Genomic DNA, 24,730 nt, shown 5'->3' on the forward strand with positions numbered 1-24,730 from the left:
GTAGCGGGAGGCTGATCTTTTACGAAGAGCGTATATTTTAATGTGCCTCCAGCCAGTTGTCTCCTACTCCTACCTCCACCAACAATGGCACCTGTGTCTCTATGGCACTTTCCATCTCTGTTTTAATGAGTTTTGAAGCAGACTCTACTTCTTCGAGCGGTGACTCAAAAATCAATTCGTCATGAACCTGAAGGAGCATTTTTGTTTCAAGCTTTTGTTCGTTCAGCTGCTGGTCTATTTTGATCATTGCCATTTTCACGACATCCGCAGCACTTCCCTGTACCGGCGCATTCACGGCGTTTCTTTCCGCATGCCCTCTTACCACAAAGTTATTGGAGTTGATATCTTTTAAATGGCGCTTCCTACCTAAGATAGTTTCCACATACCCCAGCTGACGGGCCTTATTCACCTGCTCCGCCATATACTCCTTCAGCTTCGGGTAAGTTTCAAAGTATGCCTCGATCATTTGTTTGGCTTCAGTTCTTGATAATCCCGTCTGTTCCGCCAAAGCGAAGGCCCCCTGCCCGTAGATGATACCGAAGTTTACCGTTTTCGCCTGGCTCCTCTGGGTTTTGGAAACTTCTTCCAATGGGACCCTGAATAGTTTTGCCGCTGTAGAAGCGTGAATATCCTCCCCATTCTGGAAGGCCCTGATCATATTTTCTTCTCCGGAAATCTCAGCGATCAGCCGAAGCTCTATCTGCGAGTAATCGGCAGAAATGATTTTTTTCCTTTCCCCTGCAACGAATGCTCCACGGATCTGCTGTCCTCTTAATGTTCTGATCGGAATATTCTGCAAATTCGGGTTTACACTTGCCAGACGTCCTGTAGCGGCTGTGGTCTGTGAAAAGTTGGTATGGACCCTGTCATCTTTATCAATCTGCGACGGCAGAGCATCCACATAAGTGGATTTTAACTTCTGATAGGTTCTGTATTCAAGAATATGCTGGATAATTTCATGTTTTGATGCTAATTTCTGAAGCACATCTTCCGAGGTTGCATACTGTCCTGTTTTGGTTTTTTTGGCTTTCGGGTCAAGCTGCATTTTTTCAAACAGAATCTCCCCAAGCTGTCTTGGGGAATTCACGTTAAATTCTTCTCCTGAAAGCTCAAATATTTTTACTTCCAGCTGTTTCAGATCGTTCTCCAGATCGATGCTTTCCTGAGCCAGCCACTTCTCATCCAGTGAGATCCCAGCCAACTCCATTTTAGCCAAAACTTCCATTAAAGGCATTTCTATTTTAAAGAACAGGTCTTCAAGGTTCTCTTTTTTCAATTGAGGAGCAAACAGCTCATACAACTGAAAGGTTATATCGGCATCTTCAGCGGCGTAATCAGTTTGTGTCCTTAAATCTGCATCTCTGAAATTGCCTTGCTTTTTACCTTTTTTACCGATTATCGTTTCAATGGATACCGGCTTATAGTTCAAATAGACTTCCGAAAGGTAATCCATCCCGTGTCTTCCGTCCGGGTTCAGCAGGTAATGGGCTATCATCGTATCAAACATGGCTCCTTTTACGGTAATACCATACTGCTTCAGGATCTTATAATCGAATTTGAGATTGTGGGCAACCTTCAGCAGATCTTCTTTTTCAAAAAAGGGTCTGAAAATCTCCAGGGTTTGCAATACTTCACCCTGATCTTCGGATAAAGGGATATAGTAAGCCAGCCCTGCTTTATAGGAAAAGCTCATCCCTACCAGTTCTGCTTCCAGCTCATTAAGAGAGGTCGTTTCCGTATCAAAACAGACTACCTTTTGCTTTAAAAGGTTATCAACTAAAATTTTCTGAGCTTTGGGGTTGTCTATGAACTGATATAAGTGGTCATTATGATCAATTGTAGATTTTGTAGATGTTGCCTGCTCCAGCTCTTCAAAATTGGCAAACAGGTCAAGCTGTGTAACCTGGCCTTTCACCTGGGTACCCGCTGATGTCTGGGTAACTTCCATCTCACTTACGACAATGGTTTCAGTAGGTGTGGCAAAAGCCCTGTAAAGGTTTTCATAGAGTCTTCTGAACTCAATTTCATCAAAAACTTCTTTTACTTTTTCAAAATCCGGAGTTTCGAGATCGTACTGTTCCTGATGGAATTCAATAGGCGCATCACAGATAATGGTAGCCAGCTTTTTGGACAGAATGCCTCTTTCCGCAGATGCTTCCACTTTTTCCTTCAACTTACCTTTCAGCTGATGGGTATTGGCCAGCAGATTTTCAATGCTTCCGTATTCTTTAAGAAACTTCATGGCGGTTTTCTCTCCCACTCCTTCAAGTCCAGGGATATTATCTACGGAATCCCCCATCATGGCCAGGAAGTCAATTACCTGCTTAGGGTCATCTATCTCGTATTTAGCCTTCACTTCTTCCACACCCAGGATTTCCACATCACCTCCTTTTAAACCCGGTTTATAGATTTTTATTTTATCAGTAACGAGCTGGGCGAAGTCTTTATCCGGTGTTACCATAAAAGTGGTATAGCCTTCTTTTTCCGCCTTGCAGGCAATGGTTCCGATAACGTCATCGGCTTCATACCCTTCCACTCCTAAGATCGGGATATGCATGGCTTCCAGTATCTTGTGGATATAAGGAATCGCATTTTTTATAGCTTCCGGGGTTTCACTTCTGTTGGCCTTATAATCTGAGAAATCTCCGGTTCTTACACTGGCTACTCCCACATCAAAAACCACTGCCAGATGGGTAGGTTTTTCCCTTCTGATCAGTTCTATCAGGGAGTTGGTAAAGCCGAAGATCGCAGAGGTATCAAATCCTTTGCTGGTAAGTCTCGGATTTCTGATCAATGCATAGTAGCCTCTAAAAATCATTGCATAGGCATCGATGAGAAACAGCCTTTTATCTTGTGTCGCGTCCATATTTTCTATAAAGAACAAATATAAGAAAATAGGAAGATTTATATAGCTTTTAACTTTAATAATACGGTCTTAAGGTTCCGGAACCGTACTTAATTCAGGCTTCGTTGGCTATAATATTGATTCCCTTACCTGCCTCTTCAGCCATTGCACTGGCTAATGCTTTTCTGGAATCTTCTGAGAAGTAAGTAGCAATAAATGGAAATGCAAATGCAATGAAACCACCTCCTTTTACTCCTGCAGTTCCGATATTCCTGATATTCTGAGGTCTTACTTTAGGCAAATCTTCAGCTAAAGCAGGTAGATTTCTTGGTCTTACTGTACCTAGCCCGTCTTTGGATTTTACTATCATCGAATTAGGATATTTCCCGGAACGAATATTCTCTACAATCTGCTTTCCTTCAGGAGTTTTCCAAATTTCTCTGGAATCTATATTTTTTAGAACCTCCAGATCTTTTGCCAATTGTGTTCCTTGTTTAATTTGTGCTATATTTCCTTTTATATCCCTTATATACCAGAAAGGATTAACAAAATATGGAGCAGAAACTCCTTCTTTTCCAACATTTAAAATATCCGGACTACCTAGGTCTCCCGGTGTCGAATTTAAAGGATCTTTTACGTAGCCCGGTAATAAACTGTTAGGGTCTACTTCATTATTCATATCTTGATAATGCTGATTATCCTCTAAGGAATTTTTCTGATAACTTCCCTTTGAACGGTTGTTCCTACATGTACGAAAGCCATAGTACCCAACGCCCATTTTACCGTAAGAGCTAATCCCATTTCTGCAATAGAAAGCGCAGCACCTGCACCACCAAAAAATGAAGCTATTGCATTAAAAGTTGCTTCTTTACCGTTATTTTTATTAATTTCCTCCGCATATCTTTTTGCTACTGCATAACTAAAAACTGGAGTAAGTATACCACCTGCACTACATGATAACATAGAATTATGAGTAATCGCATGCTTTTGATCAAATTTTACGGTCATATGCTCTATTTTCCATGAACTGCTGCTATCTCCTAATGCTCCGGAACACTTATGCTCTATCTTTGTCGCATAGTAAGCACCAATAGCCATACTTGCTACTCCTGCAACAATTAACCAGCCAACAGGTCCACTAGCTATAAGAAGTGCACCAACTATTAATCCAGCACCAAAGCATAAAAAACTCCACATCGCATTTTTCGGGCTTTTGCAAGGAAATTCTTTATTAATATTTCGATCCTCTACTGTTAATAAAGGTCTCGTTTTATCTGTTCCGTAGAATACAGTTATGATCTCCCGAGTTGGGATCAGTTGACGTGGTTCTAAGTCTGTTTGAAAAGTACAGATAGTATATACGTCTTTGGGTATATATGAAGCACTCATCTTTATATTATTAATTATTGTATTATTTACTGTACCAATAAGCTCCTAAATTTTGAACTGCTCGTAACTTATTTTTTTTCTTTTTTGCAAAATCAAATTTTTCAATAATATTTTTCAAAAAGCTTCTTAAAACAGATGCTTTATTTTCATCGTACTTATTTCGATATTCTGTATCTGTGATTTCTATTTTTTTCCCATCAGTAAATTGAATTTGTATGGAAATTATAGATTTCTTTGTATTGATATAGTCATAACTATAAATACCTTTTACTTCTTCTTTTGTATACTTTTTGTCATTGATGATTAAATATTTATCATCAATCCTAATGGTAACTCTTTTTGATAATTTCTTCAATACAAAATAGACTCCTCCAAATGTAATTGCAAATGCAAGTATTAAACCCAATATACCAAAATAACCCATCCCATATTCTCCATATAGAAAAAAAACAATCAAAAATAAAGGAAGCCCAATAACATATACATAATAGTATTGTCCAATAGTCACATTTTCCAAAACAAATTCTTTAAAATTATTTTGTCTCATAAATCATTAATTTTAATATCACCAAGATAAAAGCAGTCAGAATAGAGTAATTATATTTCCAAATATCTGATATTAAAAGGAATTTATTAGACTCTGAATCCATTCCTCTCAAACCAAAATAGGGGATAGGCTCAATCTCTTTGAGTTTCCCTCCAAAATATCCTTTCGGAATTTTATCTCATTTTTTTTGATTTTATCATCGTCTTTTTTACGGATATAAAATGATATATCTATTTTCTCTTTCTTCTTATCAATACCCCAGAACCAAGTATTCAATCCTTCAAAGATACCTGGATATTTCCTACTTATTCTTACTCCATCTTTTACAAAATTATAAGTAACTGTAGTGCTCCTTCTGCTAGAATATACTTGTGTCTGGTTTTCAGCCTGTGTCCAATATTTATGTTTCAAATGAAAAAAATCATAAGCAGTTAGTCCTATTGAGTATAAGAAATAAATTAAACAAAAATATAAGGTGATTATATGAAATTTTGCCGTGTTTATTTTATTCATACAACCTTTCAATATGGTTACTTTTTTATTGTTCCAATTTAACTAAAAAGGCCCCTTTAGGGCCTATTTATTTGGACTGTTTCCAGAGAGTCTAAAATCCGAAGATTTCTTTTGCTATTTGGATTTCCCAATTTATCTGCTTCCAGCAAATGATATTTTGCTTTACTTAAATTTTTTGTTTGAAGATAGCAGTATCCCAAAGAATTCTGTATTTTACTGTTGTCTTCGGTACTATACTTATCTTTATTTTCAGATGCCTTCTCAAAGTTTAATATTGCATTATTATAATCCTTCAACTCCAAATATGACGAACCCAGGGCCATAAAAGCCTCTGGATATTTATTTTTGTCAACACGATCAAAATAGAATATTGCCAATTCGTATTGCTTTTTCCCATGTGCATCCCAACCATCATCATAAAACTGAGTATTAGCATCTGTAAAAAGTGAATTTTTCGCAATCACAACAATTAAGCCTAACGCTACAGTACCAATAAATATTTGTACTATTTTTTTCATTTCTTATATTATATGAAAAGATTTATAATATTGATAACTAATAATATCCAAAAGATATAATCATTGATTCTATCTAGTTTTGTTTTTTTTAAGTTTCAACTACTTATTTCTATATGTTTATATCGACAATTTAAGCATCGTTTGCTACGACATTTATTCCCTTACCTGCCTCTTCAGCCATTGCACTGGCTAATGCTTTTCTGGAATCTTCTGAGAAGCCGGTTGCAATAAACGGAAAAAAGAAGCCAATAAACCCACCTCCTTTCACTCCAAGTTTCCCAATATTTTTAATATTCTGCAGTTTGAGAGCCGGTAATTCTTTTGCCAAACTGGGAAGGTTTCGAGGACGCACTCTTCCCAATCCATCTTTTGCGGTTTGTATAAGCGATTCGGAATATTTTCCATTCCTAATATTCTCCACTATTGCTTTTCCTTCTGGTGTTTTCCAGACTTCTCGTGAATTTACACCTTCCAACGCGGACAAATCCCGGGATAACGCTGTTCCTTGTTTTATTTCAATAAGATTTTTTTTCCAATCCTGAACATACCATTTCCCATTAAAAAATATAGGCGTCTTTCCATCTCTATTAGCCAGTCCTCCTTTGTCATTAAGCTCTAAAATATCGGGACTGGCAAGATCACCAGGAGTCATGTTTAAAGGATCTTTAACATAACCTGGTATTCTGCTATTTTCATCCACTTCTTTATTCATATCCTGGTAGTGACTATTGTCTTCGAGAGAATTATTTCTTATCACTTCTCTTTCCCAATAAGTTCCCTCATTCATGGCCGCCATGGTTCCTCCCATCCATAATAAAGTTTTAGCAACTCCCATTTCTACTCCGGCGATAACAATTCCTGCCCCACCAAAAAAAGAAGCAAAAGCATTCAATCCAATTTCTGTATTATTATTGGAATTAATTTGTTCAGCATATTTTTTTGCTACTGCATAACTGAATATTGGAGTAAGTATTCCTCCGGCATCGCAAGATAGCATTGAATTTTGTGTAATCGCATTTTTTTTGTCAAATTTCACGGTCTGATGTTCTATCTTCCAAGACCCTTTTTCTAAAGAACCAGAACACATATGGTCTATTTTTGTCGCCTGATATGCTCCTATAGCCATCATTCCGACACCAATACCAATGACTAGCCAGCCAACAGGTCCTGATAGAACCAAAGCTGCTCCCACAATAAGACCTGCACCAAAGCATAAAAAGCTCCACATCGCATTTTTCGGGCTTTTGCATGGGAATTCTTTGTTGATATTTCTATCTTCGATCGTTAATAAGGGTCTTGTCATATCTGTTCCATAAAAAACCGTAATAGTTTCCCGTGTAGGTATAAGCTGCTTAGGTTCTGCATCTGTCTGGAATGTACAAATAGCATACACGTCTTTAGGTATATATGAGGCACTCATAACTTATATTTTATTTTGTGGAATACCAATAAATGTTTCGAAAGCTTTCTTTTCTTAGTTTTGAAAAGTGCAATTCTTTTTGGGCTAATCTCAAAATTCTCTTTAGATTTTCTCCTTTTTTTTGATCATATTTACTCCTATATTCTGAGTCATTCAAATAGACTTTTTTTCCATCGTTAAGAATAAATTTAAACTTCACAATTGATGTTTTCATCAGTGGAGTTTCCGTTTCATAATCATAACTGTAAAAACCTGTTATATTTTTTTTTAAGTATTCATTCGGCTTTTCATTTCCTACTTTAATAAACATATATTCTTCATTAAACCAGATCATTACATTTTTTGAAATACTTTTAATAATCAGTATCCCTGTACCTATGCACAAAGTTGTGAAAATCATTATGAAACCCAGTCTAAAAATACTCCCGAATATAAAGTAATAAAGACCGCCCCACAAAACAAAACAGGGAATCGCTACAAGCACACCAATGGCAGAAGGGTATGGAAAAATTTTTTCTAATATTATTTTCTCGTTATCATGCATAGCCTATTTCGTAAATTAATTATTGTTTGAATGCTGATAAATATTTTGAAAATTATTCTTTACGATTGTTGAATTCAGATTTTAATATTCAATTTTTTTCAGATCAAATTGAGTAATAAATTGATAATTATTTTTCACTTCTTCTTTCATCATTGCAGACGCATTTACAATCATCCCTGTTTTTTTGTCCACCATTCTTCTGATCCTATAATCATAGTTATATTCTGTAAAGCCATATTCTATAATGGGTTTATAGAATTTATTGTACTGATCTTCTAAAACAGAATTATCAATTTTGTTTCTTAAAAGAGTTCCAACTGTTCTGTACTCTACAAAATAATCATCTTCATTGATAATAGTGTGCTGTAGTTCAAGCTCAATAGGAATATTAACAAAAATCTGTGAAATGAATTTTAAAGTATCATTTTGCTCTCTTTTTTTATGAGCATCATAATCATTAAACAATACATGGTATAGAAGTGATTTGTCATAAGTTTTTCTCAAATTGGCCTCACTCTCAAACTCTAATCCTCCTCCTTTAATGATATCTTCTGCTGCTTTAGAATTGATTTTTTCAACCTGTTTATAAAATTCTGAAGCTGCCAGCTTTGGTTTAAAGTTCTCCCACTTTTCTTTAATCTGAGTAAAATTGACAACTTTTTTTATAGTATTGTTCTCATCTAAATCCAGTACAACATTTTCTTTGTCAAATTCAAGTTCCTTTACAGCTTCAATAGCCAAAGACATATTTTCAGGATTTATTTTATACAGATATTCCTTAAGTTTAACTTTAGCTCTTGTATTGGTGAGATCTTTTTCAACAGTATATTCTTTCTTTGTATTACAATGGAACGATATTCTATCTTCCAATTTTGTTGTGTTGAACTGTTCACACCTGTATCTGGCCTTTCGGGGGAATTCTCTGTCTTTTATTGCCTCACTTATTTCTTCCTTTGTCTTTTTTTCCAGGAACAAATTCTGCAGATGAATAGGCAATTTTTCTCCAATAATAAAATTTGTTGTCCCACAATATAAATTATGGAAATTAATGAGTTCTTTAATTGACACCCCTTGTTTTTCTGCAATAGATTCCAGGGTATCTCCTTTTTTTATTTCGTATTTTATAAACTCCATTCTATCAATTAATATCTACCTGTCCTCCTGTTATTTTGGTATCACCTTTAAAATTAGCTGTTGCACTCCCAGCCTTGATATCCACCTCTGTACTTGTAATTGAGATCTTATTTTCCGTAATGATGATCTCACTGCTGCCCACTTTAAGTTTTATTTGTTTAACTCCGGTCAGATCAATGGTACCCGTATTATCCATTATAAGCACACTTTTCCCTTTACCTACTTCTACTTTATGCTTATTTCCCACATCTGCAATGTGATCACATCCAACTTCTAATTTCTTGTTATTACCAATTTTGTCCGTTTTGTTGTTACCAACGGTTTTGGTACTATCATTATTGGCATTATGAATTACATTTCCTGCGCCGTCAAATTTCATATTGGCACCTCCCTGATCAGTAAGAAAAACAGAACCTTCACCATCATTCAATTCCAGTTTATTGCCGCTTCGGCTGCTTAAACTCTTGATATTGTTGCCAGCCCCTCCACCGGCACCGATTCCTCCATGGAACATTCCTCCCATTACAAACGGACGGTCCGGATGCTGATGCACAAAATTAACGATCACCTGGTCTCCTACCTCGGGCACTGCCATAAAGCCCCGGTTTTTATTTACTTTATCACTGCTACCTGCATCCGGTGTCATTACACGGATAAATTCTGTAGTAGCAGAGCCGTTTTGCCAGTCGAACTGGACCTGCACCCTTCCCTGATTCAAAGGATCCGTATTGGAAATCACTTTCGCAAACTGAGGTTCCGCTTTGGGTACCTGAAATTCCGGACGCGGTATGAACCCTGTATCTGATGCTATCGCATCAAAATTTCCTGTATAATATCCTCTCGCATCCACCTCATGATTCACTTCTGTGATCATCAGCTTTGTGAAATAGGCGGTCTGGTTACTGCCTGTTTTACGCATTTCAATATCGGCAACACAACCGGGATACAGGAACGGTACCGTGGTTGTTCCTGAAGTTACGAATACGTCCGAAGCCTTACTTCCCGCCGTTCCTTTTTGAGATGCATCAATATCCATAAAGGAAGTTGCCTTTATCGGAGCTACTCTTAAGGAAGGGGTTGTAAAGACTTTTTCGGAAATTTCGTAAGCCCGTTTCGCAATATCGGAGGTATGTGATATCTTCGAGCTTCCCGCTGTCAACTTTTCATTTTTACTGCTGTTGTAGCCATAAAAGCTTGGATTGACATGTTGGGCCTTCATCCTGACCTTAACATCATTCACACTGCTTCCGTACGTCAATTTAACAGGCTTTTCCTGAGGAGGAAGTTTTCCGAAATGAAGCACCTCACCGTCATAATAAAACTGCTCCCCATAAGCTTCTGCTATTCTTGCCAGGTAATTGTAGTGGGTTTCTTCATATTGAGAACTGTAAGGAACATTTCCATGCTGAGCATCCACCCTGAAATCAAACCTACCCTGTCCTAAGCCTTCTTTGATTACCTGATCTGCAATAGTATTCAAGCTTATTTCCTGTGCGCCGCCAAAGCTCTGGATATGTGGAGCGGCATCCAACAGAATAGTAGGGCTGAATCCCGTGAGCACAATATTCCCCAGACTTCCTTTCTCCTGACTGAAGCCTACTTCTGTAATTACCCCTACAAAGCTTCTTTCCGGGCCGTTTTCCACATCCTTATATTTGAATACTACGGTAATGCGTTTTCCCAGAAAGTTTTGAGCTTCGGCCAGATTGTGGTTCTCTGCATTTCCCAATGTATCATGAGCCAGCACCAGACTGAATTCATGATGCTTTACGGCACTTTGCTTTAATCTGAAATGCTTGAAATGTTTAACGACCTTTCCTTCAATCACAATATCAAGTTTAACAACACGGTTAATCCCCAATATCTGATTTTCAGGAATTGCTTTGGCGTTATGTATCCTGGAAGTCGGCTGTTTAGCCCAAACTTTTTCTTCTACCAAAGTGGGAATATTCGGCTGTATTGCCTCATTCATAAACATTCCGGAAGTATTCTGGCCAAACCCTGTATAGGCCTGGGTCTGAATTTTTCGGTCAGCTTTATCTATTACCTGTGTTTTTACCGTTTCTCCTAATTGTTTCTTCAGGCCATTTGGAGCGGGCATTTTTGGCGAATTGTCATCCTGAAACATAGCCTTGGTGTTTTTAAATTGATTAATATTTGTTTAAATACCAAAATTTATTTGACGGACATCAAATAAATTCTTCATCAAATTCTATGAATAATTGAATTTAAATAATTCATTCTAAATCTAAGATAAATTATTTTAAAGAAAAAACAGAATAGCTTACCCTTTCTGAGTGCACTATTCTGTTTACCAATTTTATTTTTACTAAGATGATTGTAATTTTAGTTACTGTTTCCCGGCCATAAACCTTCGTAAGCAGAATTACCATAATTGATTCTTTCTGCACTCACTACGAAGCTGATGAGCATATTATTGCTGTCTATAGCGTCGAAATCCACCTCGTGCTGGATCACATATCCATTCTCCCAGTTCAGGGTGATCAGTGTCCCTTCTTCATGAGATTTATTGAAAGTGATCTCTCCGGAAGTAGGTTTATACTTTCCGTTTAATAAGCTTTCTAAAATATCGGATTTTTCAGTGGCTTCCACTGTAAGTTTGATGATCGCGTTTGAAGGGTCTGAAGCTACTCTACCGGATACGTCCGTAGATCTTGATACACTGTAGTTAAGCTTTAATAATTTCTGCTCTTCTCCGCCGTTGAATTTTAAGATTCCTCTTGAATTTGCTGCCATAATTGGTAAATTTAATCGTTAATATTTTGTGATCTGGTGATATTTATTGTAACAAAGATATACCCGATATTCCCGCCATAAAAACTTTTCAGCATAAATCTCATTTTTTGTAGTAATTCTACGATTCGGTGTAGTAATTCTACGACATTAGAAATAACATAACACACAATCGATTAAATATCAATATATTAAACCAATTTTAAAATATTAAAACCGGCCTTATTTTTACACAAAACAGGGAAATATTAAGAAGAAATTAACAAAAAATTATGGTAATTTAAGTATTCCGGTAATTGAATAACCGGTTACATCGTTTATTTGATTTGGAACTTAGCTTAAATCATTTTTTGTTGAATGACTGATATTTTGTGATCAGGAAATCTAAAATCTTTTTAAAGGCAGTAAATATTAACCACCCGAGTAACAATCCTGATAATAATCCAAACGCAATTCCGGCAATAACAGAGGTATCGGTAGCCCACCAATCATAAATTGAGTTTAACACCCGGAAAAAAATTACGGAGATAATTGTAGTTCCTAATGTGGAAGCCGATATAAAAAAGGTTTTAAATCCTTTATTTACAGATTTCTGTTGATACCCTACCAATACTGAAGCTGAAATTAACCCTGCACTTATGAGAGCGATCAGCAATAAAAGACAGAGAATGCAAATAACAGCCCCTATAATAACTGCCAGTCCGAAAAACAATGCTCCCATGAGGAGGAGTACTATAAGGAAGTTGTCATCATTGTTGAACGAATCTATAATAAAATATTGCATAATACTTAAAATATCTAATTCCTTTAATATCTATATCAAAACCAGACAATCATTTTATGCTGTCCCATATTTCTGGACTGATCAGGATATATTTTATTTCTGTTTTCTGTTTGTTACAGCTGAAAAGAAATTTTTATCTATTATTGGTTGTCTTTTGCTTTACTTCTTCCAGCTGTTTTTTTATATCCTCAGGAAACCATGGCAAGGCAGGGTCTTTTTTATATTGCTCATATACAGCATCTGGAGATAAAAACTCTTCGGGAAGATTGAGTTTTTTTAATTCTGCTTTAAAGTCCTTTTCGGTTTCAAACCCATGAACTTCTTTTGTTTTGGTATTAATAATAAACCAAATTTTAGGAAACGTTTCTTTCTCATCAAAATCTAATTTTTCTCCCTGACTTCCATAAATAAATCCATCTTTAACATTAAAGCTTTCCACTGGATCAAAACTACTTAATACTGTATTTTTACCATGAAATATCTCAATTTTCGGTGAGGGATTATTAGCATCAAGCATCCAGATTTCAGAACCTTGCAATTGTTGTATTTTATATGGTTTAATTAAAGGGATTAATGTGTAATCCCAGCCACTATCGGCCCAATAAAAGTTATCTATCTTAGCTTCCTCATAAGAACGATCCGGCAATATTTTATTTTTCATTTTCTCAACTTTATTGCAGTTAAACAGGCAAATAGCACCTAACAAAAACAAAATGAAATTTCTCATTTTTATTTACTCTTTTTTAGCTTTTACTCCTTCCAGCTGTTTTTTTATATCCTCGGGAAACCATGGCAAGACAGGATCATATTTGTATTGCTCATATACTTCATCAGGATCTAAAAATTTTTCGGGAAGACCGATTTTTTTTAATTCTGTTTTGAAGTCCGACTCTTTGTTAAAAAAAATAAGCTTTTTTTCTTGAGTATTAATAATAAACCATTTTTCTGGTGAATCAAACTTCGAATCTATATCATCTTTTTCAAATGTTTTCTTACCATAAATATAAACATCCTGGACATTAAATAAATGAACAGGTGAGATTACGTTACCTAATTCATTTTGTAATTCATATGTTGCCAAACTCCATTCTTGCGGTGAGCCAGATTTCATCATATCATAAGGTTTTATCAGTGGAATTATTTTGCTATTACCAACTGTCTCCCTGATATAATAAAATTCATCAATTTTGGCACCTTTATATGAATAATCTGGTGTGGGTATCTTTTCTTTTACTTTATTCTTTATTTTGTTACATGATATGGAAACAATTACAATTATTGTATAATATAATATTTTTCGTATTACCTGGTTTCCCTTATCCATCTTAATCTGTTTTCTTCCATTTGGTTATTCAGTTTTTTTATCATCTCTTCAATTCTTTTATCTCCATTGGCCTTCCAGTCTATATCTTTTTGTGAATATTGGTTCGTCCAGTGCCCTTTTATTTTCATCAAATCATTTCCTCCTGCTATATCATGATATAAGAATCCGGTTATGATACTCACTACATCATATTCAATGCTCCTTGAGCCATCATCTGATGGACGTAGATCAAACACATCACTAAATTTATGTGTAATTGCTACACTTCCGTTGGGGTTAACGATCACTTTTGATTTTACACCGATGCTTCTAAGTAACCAGGTCAATTCATTAGCGGCAACCTTCCAAGTATCTCTGTATTTTGCACTAAAAGGATTCTTAAACTGGTCCCACATAGCACCATTTGCTCTTTTTCCACCAAGTTGAATTGCTTTTAAAGGAAGCTCAACCTCAAAATATTCTTTACCAAATCTGTTATCATTTGCGACTAAGCTTGCAATTTCTTTTTCATGTTTTACAAAAGCCGGGTCCTCATTAATTTTCTGAATAAGCCTTTTACTTTGGCTAATATCTACTTCGCCAGCTTGCAGCATAGAGTAAATACCAGCTTCAAAAAGACTGTTAATGTTTCCATCATCGAATCCAATCGTTTTGGCAAAGCTTTGTCTTGCCCCGTGTCCCCAGCCGGATCCGTCGTATGTTTTATCCCCTTTCCACCAATCCAATATATCGGTGTACCAGTGTTTTTCTATTTTCAGTTCTTCTTTGGCCTTATCTACCCATTTTTTTATTCCCGGAGTATTTGCAACATTGGTTTTTATCATTTTGCCTTTCCCTTCTCCTTCCACATAGGTTTTTTCCTGTTTTCTTTTTTCTTCCTGCGTTGCTTTTTCAGAATAATGCACTTTATAAAAAATATCTTTTCCGGTATCCTGTATCCTGTCCCAGATAGTTTGATCCTGATACTGGTCCCAATCTGATAAAACACCTTTATTGAACATCAGACCAACCGGCGCAAAGTGTGCCTGCAACTCCATTTCATGTACTTTTGCAAAAGCTAGCAAGGCATTAAGTTTTCTTCGGTACAGTTCGCTTTTCATATAGGCTGCCTTTTTTACACCTTCTGCTTTAGAAATAGCATTCATCATAATATCTTTGAACCAGGAAGGCAGAATATTATTAATCTGAGGGATCGGAAGGGTGGCCGGAGCATATTTTTTTGCAGGGTTTGCCTTTACTGTATCACGGTATTCTTTATAATGGTGATAAGCTTTCCAATAGCTTTTTACGCATTGCCGGAAAGTGGGAGCTTTCTCATTCAAACTTCCATCAGGGTTAAACGCTTTATCCAGTAATCTTTTTGGAAAATGATAGCCCTCTTCCGGAAAAAAGCCTTCGGGGCTTCCGTTAGAATGATATCCCCAGCTTTCAATATGTAAATTGTCTTTTTCATTACAGGCATTTTTCACATTAGGGATATCACCCATTCTGGTTACAAACAAGGCCCTGTCATTAGGAAAAGTAAACTGAACTGCCCTGTTGATCAGTCCACCCCAGGAGCTATTGCCTAACAGCTCGTTCATTTTTTCATAGATCCCCTGATTCTGATACAGTTTTTCTTTTGTGAAAATATCGGCAACCCATTCTAAAACCCATTCATTGATAAAATCTTCAAAATAATATTTCTGAAAGGCTTCATAATCTTTGCCATATAAACCTTGTGGCTGATGGGTTCCCAGAAAAAGAATATTGATAGGGATCTCTTCCCATCCCATTTCATAGGCATAATAGATAACCCCTAATGCTACGCCTGCTGCAATGGCAGCTCCCTGGCTATGTCCAACCACAGTTACAGGCTTGTATTGCGGAGAATAACTTAATGCCCCGGGATTTTTTTCTTTCGCTTTTTCAACCTCCTTTTTTTCTTTTATATTCCATTTTTGCCTTGCCCAAGCATATCCCTGGGCTATCCCGTGTTCCACACGGTGTGCGCCGGAAGACTGTAAGCCATGGGACCCATTGATAAAATGGGCATTTCCCTGGGCGTGAAAATATTCTTTAAAAATCTGGGAATATCGCTTTTTAGAAACATTGTCATATCCTTCCCAATATCCCTCAAACTGCTCTTTGGCAGCAAAAAACCACCGGAAATATTCAGTGGACTTATAGTTTTTATCACTATATAATGTTCCTCCTCCCTGGCGGTCAATGAATTCCAGCTCGTCATTGGTCATAATATCCCCTCCATCTATAATTTGCTTCTCACTCATATTGGCTCCTCTGAACGGATGCTGCTCCGGATCATCTGGAACCTTGTCCATAATCACGTTAAGATAGGATCCCGGATTTTTTTTGGGGCTGCTCAGATAGCCATTACAGAAAATGATATCGCCGTTTAAAACCGGCTCAGGGTAATTCAGCATAGGAGGCTTTGGTGGTTCTTCGGCCATACCGTAAATCACTCCTTCTTCTTTTCCGATCTGGATAACTTTGCTTCCGATATTCTCAATATTATCCCTGGAATATCTTCTATAGTCCTTACCGACTATTTTAGTGATATTTCCTTTGACAATTCTGGTCCTGCTCATGGTAAAGTGATTTAGAAATTATTACTTTTCTCAGAACTGTTGTTTTTCACTACTTTATCGGAATGTTGCTCATTAGTGCCGGCACTTTGGGTAATAATCTTACCTTCACTTACCTCATTTCTTTCCTTTTTAGTTTCACTGTGCACATCCCCTTCAATAATCTCTGTCAGTTTACCGGTAATAAGCATGCTTGCATCTCCCACAACTGAAGTGAGCTTCATGGCCCCAACGGTCTCCGTATTATTCATTCCGATACTGTCAGATTTATTCATGCCTACAATAGTATTCATATTTTCACCCACATTGATGTTCATGTTTCTGCAGTTCAGGGTCATGGTTTCAGGGGCTGTAATGGTAATATTGCTTCCGGTGGTGTCCAGATGGATTTCATTGCCGGATTTATCTGTGATAATGATGCTCTCGTCTTCCGTAAATATGATCCTGTGTCCACTCCTGGTCTGGATGGATTTCACCCTGTTGTCAGTACCACCACCAAGGGCTACACCGCCATGGAACATTCCACCCATCACAAAAGGCCTGTCCGGATGGCTGTGTACGAAGTTTACCATGACCTGGTCTCCCACTTCGGGTATTGCTACATAACCTCTGTTTTGGGTAACCTGGTCCGTTCCTCCCGCATCCGGGCTCATCATGCGGATAAAATGGGTTGTGTCATTGGTCTGCCAGTCAAATCTCACCTGCACCCTTCCTTGTCCTTCAGGGTCCGCATTTGAAATTACAGTGGCAAGCTGTGGCTCCGCTTTAGGAATGTTAAACTCAGGTTTGGGCAGAAAACCTGTATCTGAGGCAATTCCTTCAAAACTGCCTTTATAATGCCCTATGGTGTCTATTTCATGAGTTACCTCCGTCACCATAATTCTTGTAAAGTAAGAAGTCTCATTAGAATCGGGCTTTCTCATCTGAACATCTGCTACACATCCGGGATGCAAAAATGGAACTGTGGTATTTCCCGATAATGAAAATACGTTTACGGCTTCACTTCCTGCCGCGCTTTTTTGGGAATATTCCACATCCAGGTGTGTTGAGGCTTTAATTGGAGCGACCTGTAATGCGGGTGTCCTATAAATCTTCTCATTATGCTGATAAGCGGTCTTAGCCAGATCACTTACGTGCTGTATCGGCGTTTCACCAGAGGTAAGCTTTTCATTTTTGCTGCTGTTGTAGCCGTAAAACTGTGGCCTGATGTGAGTGGCCTTCAATTCAACTTTTATATCATTCGCGCTGCTTCCGTAGGTAAGCTTTATGGGTTTGTTCTGAGGAGGAAGCTTCCCGAAATGCAGCACTTCGCCGTCATAATAGAATTGTTCGCCGTAAGCTTCAGCCATTCTTGCCAGATAGTTATAATGGGTTTCATTATACTGGCTGCTGTATATGATCTGAGAATAGTCATGGGTATCCACTCTTATATCGAAACGGCTGGTATCTATTCCCTGCTTGATTACTTCATTGGCGATGATCCCCATATTTACCGGCTGAGCGCCTCCAAAACTCTGGATATGAGGGGCACCGTCCAATAAAATTGTGGGGCTGTAGCCTGATAAAACAATGTTACCCAGACTCATTTTTTCCTGACTGAAGCCTACACCCGTAATCACGCCTACGAAAGTTCTTTCAGGACTGTCTTCAATATCCTTGTAAGAAATAACAGCCGTCAGGCGTTTTCCGAGAAATTTATTGGCTTCCTCCAAAGTATGGGTCTGGCGTTCACCTAAAGCATCATGGGCCAGGATAAGGCTGAACTCATGATGGCGTTTTGAACTTTGTTTTAGTTTAAAGTGCTTATAATACTTTATTACTTTGCCTTCTACTATCAACGATAGTTTTACCAGCCTGTTGATTCCGGTGTGATGATGATCTGATATTCCGTCGGCATTCTGTGAAGGGCGGAATGAAGGGTTCTTTAGTATATTTTGTGATTCTGTTTTCATATTACCTGTATTTGGTGATTAAACATTATCCCTTAGTGTTGTTTGGTGTTTCCTTCTTTTATAGACCGGGAAAGTATTTTGTTTTTTCTCAATAAAAAATCAGGCATCAGATCCGTTGGCAGATATAAAGTGCCTTCTCCTTTATCCTGAAGTGTCTCGGTAATACCCGGATTCCAGGAAAGGAGCCTGTCCATATCCACATTCAGCTCATCTGCAATAATATTTAAATTAAAACCTGCATTGATATCTGTTTCCGCCAGTTTTGAATTATCAATTTTACTGCCACCCTCCACAAAAAAAACGGTATTCATCCGGGAGGAATTATAATTGCTTAGAACGCTTTGCAATTCTCCTGTTGCATAGCAGGCATTCAGGTATTTTTTCACGTGGTTCACGGTTTCTGACGGAAGATATTTGCAAAAAATATGGTATTGGGATGAGCCCGCTGCCTGCATGGCCTTGGCAATATTTCCTTCACCACAGTTATAGGCAGCCACTACCGTTACCCAATTGTTGTATTTTTTATAGAGGTTGGTCAGCGAGATAACTGCTGTTTTCGTACTTTTATACAGGTCATTACGGTTTTGTTCCGAAAGCCCATATTGGTTGGCATGTGAGGTCATGAACTGCCACACTCCTACCGCCCCGGCTCCGGAAGTAATATTTCTGTCGAAATGAGATTCAATGAGCGCCAGATTTCTCAAATGTTTTGGCAAACCTTTCTGGGCAAGGGAGTATTCAATGAATTCCACAATTTCTTTATTGGCATTAATGATGCTCCTATATTTTTTCACGCTGTTTTCGGAAGTATCCGTTGCGGACAGAAACTGCCCGCTCACCATATGAGAAAATGCCAGCAGTAATATTCCTGCAAAAATAGTCTTGAGATTTTTCATTTTCAATTTATTATAGTGAAAGAACCCATATTACGGTTTGTATACCGATTGTTATCCGGTTAACTAACTTTCCAGCTCAGCTTTTCCCCTTCTTTATTCCAGTCTGCATGAATGGTCTGGCCGGATCTCACTTCTTCCCTTACAATCATCTTTGAAATAGGCCTGGCCAATTGCGCCCTGATCACCCCCGAGATCTGTCTTGCTCCATACTTGCTGCTGAATCCTCCTAACGCCAGATTCTTTACGGCTTCATCACTGATCTTAAGGCTCATTCCTAATCTGGACAATGAGGTATGGAGTGATTTCAGCTGGATATTGAAAATCCTTTCGGCAATAGATTCTGTAATAGGTGCAAATGGAATAATTTCGGTGATCCTGGCTAAAAATTCAGGCCTGAATCGCCCTGAATTTGACATGATCTGCATCAGCGAGGACGATTCCGGTATTTTTCCTTCTTCAAACTGCTTTACAATTTCCTCGCTTCCTATATTGGAGGTAAATAAGATCAAGGCATTGCTGAAATCTCCTTCTTTTCCAAGCTTGTCATGGACCTTTCCTTCATCCATGATCTGCAGGAATACATCAAAAACGGAATGATGCGCCTTTTCAATCTCATCAAATAAGACCACCGTATAAGGCTGCTGCCTTATTTTGTTGACCAGCATCCCGCCTTCTTCATAGCCCACATATCCCGGAGGCGCTCCGTATAAAAGTGCCGCTGAATGTTCTTCTTTAAATTCGGACATATCAAAGCGTATCATTGCTTTTTCATCATTGAAAAGCAATTCTGCCATAGATTTCGCCAATTCTGTTTTTCCCGTTCCTGTAGGCCCCAGAAGAAAGAACGACCCAATCGGCTGGCCCGGCTTGTTTAAGCCGCTTCGGTTTTCAACAATGGCATCTGAGAGGATTTTTAAAGCATGATCCTGCCCTACAACTCTTTTGAGCAATAGGGATTCCATGTTCAGAAGTTTTTCTTTTTCCTGAGCCTGAATCTTACCAATCGGGATATTGGTCTTAGCGGCCATTACAGCGGCCAGCTCCAAACGGCCTACCTTTTCTCTTTTTTTTGAAGCGTGCTGTAAAAGCTCGGTATAGGTGTCTTCTATGATTTTACGGATGTGCCCGACAGGCATCGTATTATCAACTACAGGCTGCTCACTTAATGAACCCCATAGAATCGGGCTGATCTTATCTTTGAGTAAATTGTATGCCCATATCAGCTCATCCGCTTTGTCTTTTTCATCAAAGTATTCGTCTATTAAGATGGCGTCATATTTTTCTTTCCAGCCTGCCAGTTCTTTTTCAGAAAGCTCATCAAGCATCTTGATGGCCGCCATTGTCCTGTCCAGCAGATCTATTGCGGCATCAGGCAGTTTTTTACCTTTAGCATATCTTTTGGCCAGGCGTACACATTCGGGTAATGATGTTTTTTCGACTTCGATGCCGTGGTGTTTTTTATAGCCTTCAAGAAGCACATCAATCATTTTAACACAGGTTTTTTCATCCGGCTCGTTTACGGTTAAAACTTCAAAACGGCGGTTGAAAGCCTGTTCGGGCTCAATGATCTTTCTGTATTCTTCCTGGGTTGTTGCGCCGATAACCGTAATCTCACCTCTTGCCAGCTCGGGTTTAAGGAGATTCGCAACATTACCTATGCTTCCCTTGGGATCTAAAAGGGTATGGATCTCGTCGATGAAAAGAATGGCTTTTTCTATTTTTTTGCATTCATTGATCACTTTTTTCAGTCGATCTTCTATTTCGCCTTTATAGGAAGTTCCTGCCAGCAATGCTCCCGTGTCCAGTTCCAGCAGGGTGGCATTTTTGAGCATTTCCGGAACATTGCCTTTGGTAATCTCAATAGCGAAGCCTTCTACCAATGCTGTTTTTCCTACTCCCGGCTCACCGATGATGATCACATTAGGCTTGCTTCTTCTGCACAGGATCTCTACCAGCATTCTGAGTTCTTTATCTCTACCGATAATATTTTCCAGCTCTCCTTTCCTGGCCTGGGCCGTCCTGTCTACACAATAATTTTTAATGGAAGGAAAAGAAGAGTCCATAAATTCTGATCCGTTCGTAAAAACAGATGGAAACTCACCATTTCCCGGCGCAGCAAAAGGAGTATCTTTTCTATACAGATTGAAGATCTCATGCTCTCTCAGGGGTAAAGATTTCAGCTGCTGCAATGTAAAAGCAACTTGTGGTTTCACAATAGCCGTTAGAATGCATATGGGAGTGATTTCGTCCAGTCCCAGCTTTAAGCGGATATCATCAGCTTCTTCCATAATATTGTCTACCCATTCATCCTCACCTACCTCATCCGGAAGATGAGTGGTTTTGGGATAATCTTCAATACGCACATCGGCCCATTCATAGAAATATCCGGGGTCTTTATCAATACTTTTCAGAAACTCATTCAGTCCGATGTCTTTATGCATCAGTGCCTGTAGGATATGCGGGCCTCCATAGGTGGCATTATAATTTTCCCTTGCTATGGATTGCGCGATATGAAAAAGCTGTTTTACTGTTTCGTTGGTTACTAGTACTCCCATTTTGTTCTCAAATTAATATTATATCTGTTGGTGACGGTGTTCCCGGACTATTGGATCAATTTGACTGAATAATTAATCCATAATTGTTGAATTTTAATTCTTTACTAAGATATTAAGTTTTTTTCACAACATAAAATATGTTTCATGAATGTAATCTGCCGGTGTCTTCCCAAACATATTGCTTACCAGTATATTCCAATGGTAAAAAAAGACCGCCTTGTATAGACAGTCTTTTCTATGAATGTTAATTGTTTATTGCTTAGTTAGTCGGCCATATACCATCGTAGGCAGAATTACCGTAATTGATCTTTTCTGCACTCACTACGAAGCTGATGAGCATATTATTGCTGTCTATAGCATCAAAGTCTACTTCGTGCTGGATCACATAGCCATTTTCCCAGGTCAAAGTAATCAGGGTACCTTCTTCATGGGATTTGTTAAAAGTGATCTCCCCTGTTGTAGGCTTATACTTTCCGTTCAATAAGCTTTCCAGGATGTCTGATTTTTCAGTAGCTTCCACTGTAAGTTTAATGATCGCGTTTGAAGGGTCTGATGCTACTCTACCGGATACATCTGTAGATCTGGATACGCTGTAATTCAGCTTTAACAATTTTTGACCCTCACCTCCGTTGAATTTTAAGATTCCTCTTGAATTGTTTGCCATGATTGTAAAATTTTAATCGTTAATAATATTTTGTGATTCAGTGATTGTATTACAAATATAAACCCGGTATTTTTTTCCCGAAAATTTTTGAAAACAATTTTAAAAATTTGTCGTATTTCTACGATTGGATGTCGTAATTCTACGACAAACCAACCTTCAGCAACTATAATAACAATCTATATTTCAATATATTAATCTAATTCCTCTATCAACAATTTCGTCGTACTTTTGACACTGTACCGTGACATATGATATTCAATGTCAGCTTTTTTTATCAGTCCGGTTTCTTTTTCAAGAATATATTTTCCATTAAGTCCCATATCTTTCTCTTCACCGGACGGTTTGTAATGCTGAATTAAGATAGTTTCACCGGGAACTTCAGGCTGTTCCGCTTCCTGGGCTATATTCATGAGGATATTATCATCCGTGAAAGACAATCTGTAATGGGATTTACCGTTTATAAATTTATTTCTCAAGGGAGCAAAATAGATTTTTATAAACAGATCCTGTTTCATTCTTTTACTGAACAGTCCCTGATTGAGAACCGCATATTCAAATTCCTCGATGTATATGCGGGAGTATTCACCGGGATAGAGATCCATAAGTTTTTCTTTGACAGCTCCAAAATCATCCAGAATCTTCTTGTCCGTATGTACGCTGATGACTTCTCCATCATTATTTGTTCTGATTTCAACAGGATTAAGGGATTTAATACATTCTTCTGCCAGATCCCCTACAATACTGTCATTTCTGTTATAAAAATCAAGCTTGGAAAAGTGAAATACATGTTCTCCATTTTCATATCCGATCCACTTCAGGGCAACAGTACAGAAAACGGAGCTTTCGGAGGTCCGTTCTTCATTCTGCTCGTTTTCTATGATCCCTAAGGTATATCTTTTATCAAGCTTCTCAGGTTTAAAAGGGATCTCCGGGTTTAGTGCCGGACTTTTGAAAGGAGCATCATTTCTGCTGTTATATTCTCTTACGGTATTGCTATCCGGGATCAGTAGTTTTTTCCCGGGAATCAGCCGGTCATTGATGTAATCCTCTCTTGCACATTTTTGGTTATGATATTCTATGAGGTATTTGGGGTTTTCTAATTTTATCTCCTCAGCGATACTTTCCAGCGTTTCTCCATGAAGTATAAAATGAACGATCATAGTTTTGTTTTTTGGTATCAGGCAATTTAATCTAAAATTTTAATATTCTTATAATCCCGATAAAAAACGTTCTCATTTTTTATTTACACATTCAGCTTTTTTTTCACTGTCGACCAGTGCACTGAAGATTTCATCATTGGACCTCTGAAGACTGACCCCGGGGTGAAAAGTACAAATCTGCGCCTTGTTATCCTGCCAGGATTCTACCTCATGTATGACTTTACTGACTATAAAATTATTGTTCTGATAGCTTACAAAGTAAATGTACTTATTTGTGCCTTTGGGGAAATCCGTTTCCACAGAAAATCCATTTCCGTTCTTTTTAATTTCAGATATCTGATTCCCGCCATCCTGGGAAAAGTTAGTAGATTTCAGTTTCAGTGCATATCCGTTGTTATCATTAAAGAAAACCAATAAACTATCACCTGTATTAGGCTTATTGCTGAAAACCTTGTCGTCTTTACCATCTCCGTTAATATCAAAGGATATACTGAAAAAGTCATCATTTTTAAGATAAGAATCCATATTTGTGATCTTCATGACATTAGCAGTACTTTGCCGGTCTTGTCCATTAAATACAGTGGAAAGAATAATCAGGCCTAAGTACAACATTTTCTTCATTCCGTTCAATATCAATAGCTAAAGTTTATTAAGTAATATATATTGATTTTTTATCGGTCAAAATAAAATTATTCTTCCTGTGATCATTTAATCTTTTTTAATGGCATTTCATTATTGCCCGGATTTATAAAGTATATGGGATCTCCTGAAATATAGTATTCATCATCAAGTTTTTCAATATAAATTATTCCCATCTCTTGATCATGAGGATTAAAGTTTATTCTGATCTTATCCTTTTCTACAAAATCACTTTTCAGGTTTTTATAGGTTGAGGCTTTGCTTCCATCACTTATATATTTCACCGTAATATTATCAAGTTTAATAATGGTGATATCAAAGCTGGTTTTTAATCCATCTCTGTTTTTTGCAGAAAAAGTATATTTACCAACCCAGTCTTCATCTTTCTGGCCCTGATCCGTATGAGACTGGCAAAAAATATTGATAAGAAGTATAAAAAAACATATAAGGGATGGAGTTGCTAACTTTGTTAGGACACGATTCTTATACTCTTTAACTTTAAGAGTA

The 24,730-nt window shown here is 37.7% G+C and carries 22 protein-coding genes; all 22 read right to left on the bottom strand.

Annotated elements, in window-relative coordinates; genetic code table 11:
- Nucleotides 1–37: 37 nt before the first annotated feature.
- Nucleotides 38–2,866, bottom strand: a complete 2,829-nt coding sequence (polA, locus tag ABMQ40_RS13980) for a DNA polymerase I (protein ID WP_370900661.1) — start codon at nucleotides 2,864–2,866, stop codon at nucleotides 38–40.
- 94 nt (nucleotides 2,867–2,960) lie between these two features.
- A complete protein-coding gene (locus ABMQ40_RS13985) occupies nucleotides 2,961–3,524 on the bottom strand; it encodes a hypothetical protein (RefSeq protein ID WP_370900663.1) in 564 nt (187 codons plus the stop codon).
- Between the two features lie 23 nt (nucleotides 3,525–3,547).
- Complete coding sequence (locus ABMQ40_RS13990) at nucleotides 3,548–4,234, bottom strand: hypothetical protein (RefSeq protein ID WP_370900665.1); 687 nt, start codon at nucleotides 4,232–4,234, stop codon at nucleotides 3,548–3,550.
- Nucleotides 4,235–4,256: 22 nt separating this feature from the next.
- Entirely contained in the window at nucleotides 4,257–4,781 is a 525-nt protein-coding gene (locus ABMQ40_RS13995; RefSeq protein ID WP_370900666.1) for a hypothetical protein, read from the bottom strand.
- A gap of 108 nt (nucleotides 4,782–4,889) precedes the next feature.
- Nucleotides 4,890–5,192: a hypothetical protein gene (locus tag ABMQ40_RS14000; RefSeq protein ID WP_370900668.1), complete on the bottom strand. Its 303-nt coding sequence runs from the start codon at nucleotides 5,190–5,192 to the stop codon at nucleotides 4,890–4,892.
- 158 nt (nucleotides 5,193–5,350) lie between these two features.
- Nucleotides 5,351–5,812 carry an SEL1-like repeat protein gene (locus tag ABMQ40_RS14005; protein WP_370900670.1) on the bottom strand — a complete coding sequence of 154 codons (462 nt, stop codon included), beginning with the start codon at nucleotides 5,810–5,812 and terminating at the stop codon, nucleotides 5,351–5,353.
- Nucleotides 5,813–5,942: 130 nt separating this feature from the next.
- The gene (locus ABMQ40_RS14010; RefSeq protein ID WP_370900672.1) at nucleotides 5,943–7,232 is read right to left on the bottom strand and encodes a hypothetical protein; all 1,290 of its coding nucleotides are present in this window, start codon (nucleotides 7,230–7,232) and stop codon (nucleotides 5,943–5,945) included.
- A 10-nt stretch (nucleotides 7,233–7,242) separates the two neighbouring features.
- The gene (locus ABMQ40_RS14015; RefSeq protein WP_370900674.1) at nucleotides 7,243–7,776 is read right to left on the bottom strand and encodes a hypothetical protein; all 534 of its coding nucleotides are present in this window, start codon (nucleotides 7,774–7,776) and stop codon (nucleotides 7,243–7,245) included.
- Between the two features lie 81 nt (nucleotides 7,777–7,857).
- Entirely contained in the window at nucleotides 7,858–8,910 is a 1,053-nt protein-coding gene (locus ABMQ40_RS14020; protein ID WP_370900676.1) for a LysM peptidoglycan-binding domain-containing protein, read from the bottom strand.
- Nucleotides 8,911–8,914: 4 nt separating this feature from the next.
- A complete protein-coding gene (locus ABMQ40_RS14025) occupies nucleotides 8,915–11,038 on the bottom strand; it encodes a type VI secretion system Vgr family protein (protein ID WP_370900678.1) in 2,124 nt (707 codons plus the stop codon).
- A 218-nt stretch (nucleotides 11,039–11,256) separates the two neighbouring features.
- Nucleotides 11,257–11,667 carry a type VI secretion system tube protein TssD gene (gene tssD / locus ABMQ40_RS14030; RefSeq protein WP_370900680.1) on the bottom strand — a complete coding sequence of 137 codons (411 nt, stop codon included), beginning with the start codon at nucleotides 11,665–11,667 and terminating at the stop codon, nucleotides 11,257–11,259.
- Nucleotides 11,668–12,007: 340 nt separating this feature from the next.
- The gene (locus tag ABMQ40_RS14035; RefSeq protein ID WP_370900682.1) at nucleotides 12,008–12,448 is read right to left on the bottom strand and encodes a hypothetical protein; all 441 of its coding nucleotides are present in this window, start codon (nucleotides 12,446–12,448) and stop codon (nucleotides 12,008–12,010) included.
- Nucleotides 12,449–12,581: 133 nt separating this feature from the next.
- Nucleotides 12,582–13,175: a hypothetical protein gene (locus ABMQ40_RS14040; protein ID WP_370900684.1), complete on the bottom strand. Its 594-nt coding sequence runs from the start codon at nucleotides 13,173–13,175 to the stop codon at nucleotides 12,582–12,584.
- Nucleotides 13,176–13,181: 6 nt separating this feature from the next.
- Nucleotides 13,182–13,772, bottom strand: a complete 591-nt coding sequence (locus tag ABMQ40_RS14045) for a hypothetical protein (protein WP_370900686.1) — start codon at nucleotides 13,770–13,772, stop codon at nucleotides 13,182–13,184.
- Complete coding sequence (locus ABMQ40_RS14050) at nucleotides 13,751–16,360, bottom strand: hypothetical protein (protein WP_370900688.1); 2,610 nt, start codon at nucleotides 16,358–16,360, stop codon at nucleotides 13,751–13,753. Before ABMQ40_RS14050 ends, ABMQ40_RS14045 begins: the two co-directional genes overlap by 22 nt.
- Nucleotides 16,361–16,371: 11 nt before the next feature.
- The gene (locus ABMQ40_RS14055) at nucleotides 16,372–18,309 is read right to left on the bottom strand and encodes a type VI secretion system Vgr family protein (RefSeq protein ID WP_370900690.1); all 1,938 of its coding nucleotides are present in this window, start codon (nucleotides 18,307–18,309) and stop codon (nucleotides 16,372–16,374) included.
- Between the two features lie 32 nt (nucleotides 18,310–18,341).
- Nucleotides 18,342–19,205 carry a lytic transglycosylase domain-containing protein gene (locus tag ABMQ40_RS14060; protein ID WP_370900691.1) on the bottom strand — a complete coding sequence of 288 codons (864 nt, stop codon included), beginning with the start codon at nucleotides 19,203–19,205 and terminating at the stop codon, nucleotides 18,342–18,344.
- Between the two features lie 59 nt (nucleotides 19,206–19,264).
- Nucleotides 19,265–21,760, bottom strand: a complete 2,496-nt coding sequence (locus ABMQ40_RS14065; RefSeq protein ID WP_370900693.1) for an ATP-dependent Clp protease ATP-binding subunit — start codon at nucleotides 21,758–21,760, stop codon at nucleotides 19,265–19,267.
- A gap of 259 nt (nucleotides 21,761–22,019) precedes the next feature.
- Complete coding sequence (gene tssD, locus ABMQ40_RS14070; RefSeq protein ID WP_370900695.1) at nucleotides 22,020–22,424, bottom strand: type VI secretion system tube protein TssD; 405 nt, start codon at nucleotides 22,422–22,424, stop codon at nucleotides 22,020–22,022.
- A gap of 191 nt (nucleotides 22,425–22,615) precedes the next feature.
- Nucleotides 22,616–23,584, bottom strand: a complete 969-nt coding sequence (locus ABMQ40_RS14075) for a hypothetical protein (protein ID WP_370900696.1) — start codon at nucleotides 23,582–23,584, stop codon at nucleotides 22,616–22,618.
- Nucleotides 23,585–23,656: 72 nt separating this feature from the next.
- The gene (locus ABMQ40_RS14080) at nucleotides 23,657–24,205 is read right to left on the bottom strand and encodes a hypothetical protein (RefSeq protein WP_370900698.1); all 549 of its coding nucleotides are present in this window, start codon (nucleotides 24,203–24,205) and stop codon (nucleotides 23,657–23,659) included.
- An 83-nt stretch (nucleotides 24,206–24,288) separates the two neighbouring features.
- The coding region (locus tag ABMQ40_RS14085; RefSeq protein WP_370900700.1) for a hypothetical protein at nucleotides 24,289–24,730 on the bottom strand (442 nt) is incomplete at its 5' end.

It is taken from the genome of Chryseobacterium gossypii (genome assembly GCF_041361455.1).
Lineage (GTDB): Bacteria > Bacteroidota > Bacteroidia > Flavobacteriales > Weeksellaceae > Chryseobacterium > Chryseobacterium gossypii.

Coding starts and splice junctions, on each gene's coding strand:
- polA (WP_370900661.1), bottom strand. CDS start 2,866: ATGGACGCGACACAAGATAAAAGGCTGTTTCTCATCGATGCCTATGCA.
- ABMQ40_RS13985 (WP_370900663.1), bottom strand. CDS start 3,524: ATGAATAATGAAGTAGACCCTAACAGTTTATTACCGGGCTACGTAAAA.
- ABMQ40_RS13990 (WP_370900665.1), bottom strand. CDS start 4,234: ATGAGTGCTTCATATATACCCAAAGACGTATATACTATCTGTACTTTT.
- ABMQ40_RS13995 (WP_370900666.1), bottom strand. CDS start 4,781: ATGAGACAAAATAATTTTAAAGAATTTGTTTTGGAAAATGTGACTATT.
- ABMQ40_RS14005 (WP_370900670.1), bottom strand. CDS start 5,812: ATGAAAAAAATAGTACAAATATTTATTGGTACTGTAGCGTTAGGCTTA.
- ABMQ40_RS14010 (WP_370900672.1), bottom strand. CDS start 7,232: ATGAGTGCCTCATATATACCTAAAGACGTGTATGCTATTTGTACATTC.
- ABMQ40_RS14015 (WP_370900674.1), bottom strand. CDS start 7,776: ATGCATGATAACGAGAAAATAATATTAGAAAAAATTTTTCCATACCCT.
- ABMQ40_RS14020 (WP_370900676.1), bottom strand. CDS start 8,910: ATGGAGTTTATAAAATACGAAATAAAAAAAGGAGATACCCTGGAATCT.
- ABMQ40_RS14025 (WP_370900678.1), bottom strand. CDS start 11,038: ATGTTTCAGGATGACAATTCGCCAAAAATGCCCGCTCCAAATGGCCTG.
- tssD (WP_370900680.1), bottom strand. CDS start 11,667: ATGGCAGCAAATTCAAGAGGAATCTTAAAATTCAACGGCGGAGAAGAG.
- ABMQ40_RS14035 (WP_370900682.1), bottom strand. CDS start 12,448: ATGCAATATTTTATTATAGATTCGTTCAACAATGATGACAACTTCCTT.
- ABMQ40_RS14040 (WP_370900684.1), bottom strand. CDS start 13,175: ATGAGAAATTTCATTTTGTTTTTGTTAGGTGCTATTTGCCTGTTTAAC.
- ABMQ40_RS14045 (WP_370900686.1), bottom strand. CDS start 13,772: ATGGATAAGGGAAACCAGGTAATACGAAAAATATTATATTATACAATA.
- ABMQ40_RS14050 (WP_370900688.1), bottom strand. CDS start 16,360: ATGAGCAGGACCAGAATTGTCAAAGGAAATATCACTAAAATAGTCGGT.
- ABMQ40_RS14055 (WP_370900690.1), bottom strand. CDS start 18,309: ATGAAAACAGAATCACAAAATATACTAAAGAACCCTTCATTCCGCCCT.
- ABMQ40_RS14060 (WP_370900691.1), bottom strand. CDS start 19,205: ATGAAAAATCTCAAGACTATTTTTGCAGGAATATTACTGCTGGCATTT.
- ABMQ40_RS14065 (WP_370900693.1), bottom strand. CDS start 21,760: ATGGGAGTACTAGTAACCAACGAAACAGTAAAACAGCTTTTTCATATC.
- tssD (WP_370900695.1), bottom strand. CDS start 22,424: ATGGCAAACAATTCAAGAGGAATCTTAAAATTCAACGGAGGTGAGGGT.
- ABMQ40_RS14075 (WP_370900696.1), bottom strand. CDS start 23,584: ATGATCGTTCATTTTATACTTCATGGAGAAACGCTGGAAAGTATCGCT.
- ABMQ40_RS14080 (WP_370900698.1), bottom strand. CDS start 24,205: ATGAAGAAAATGTTGTACTTAGGCCTGATTATTCTTTCCACTGTATTT.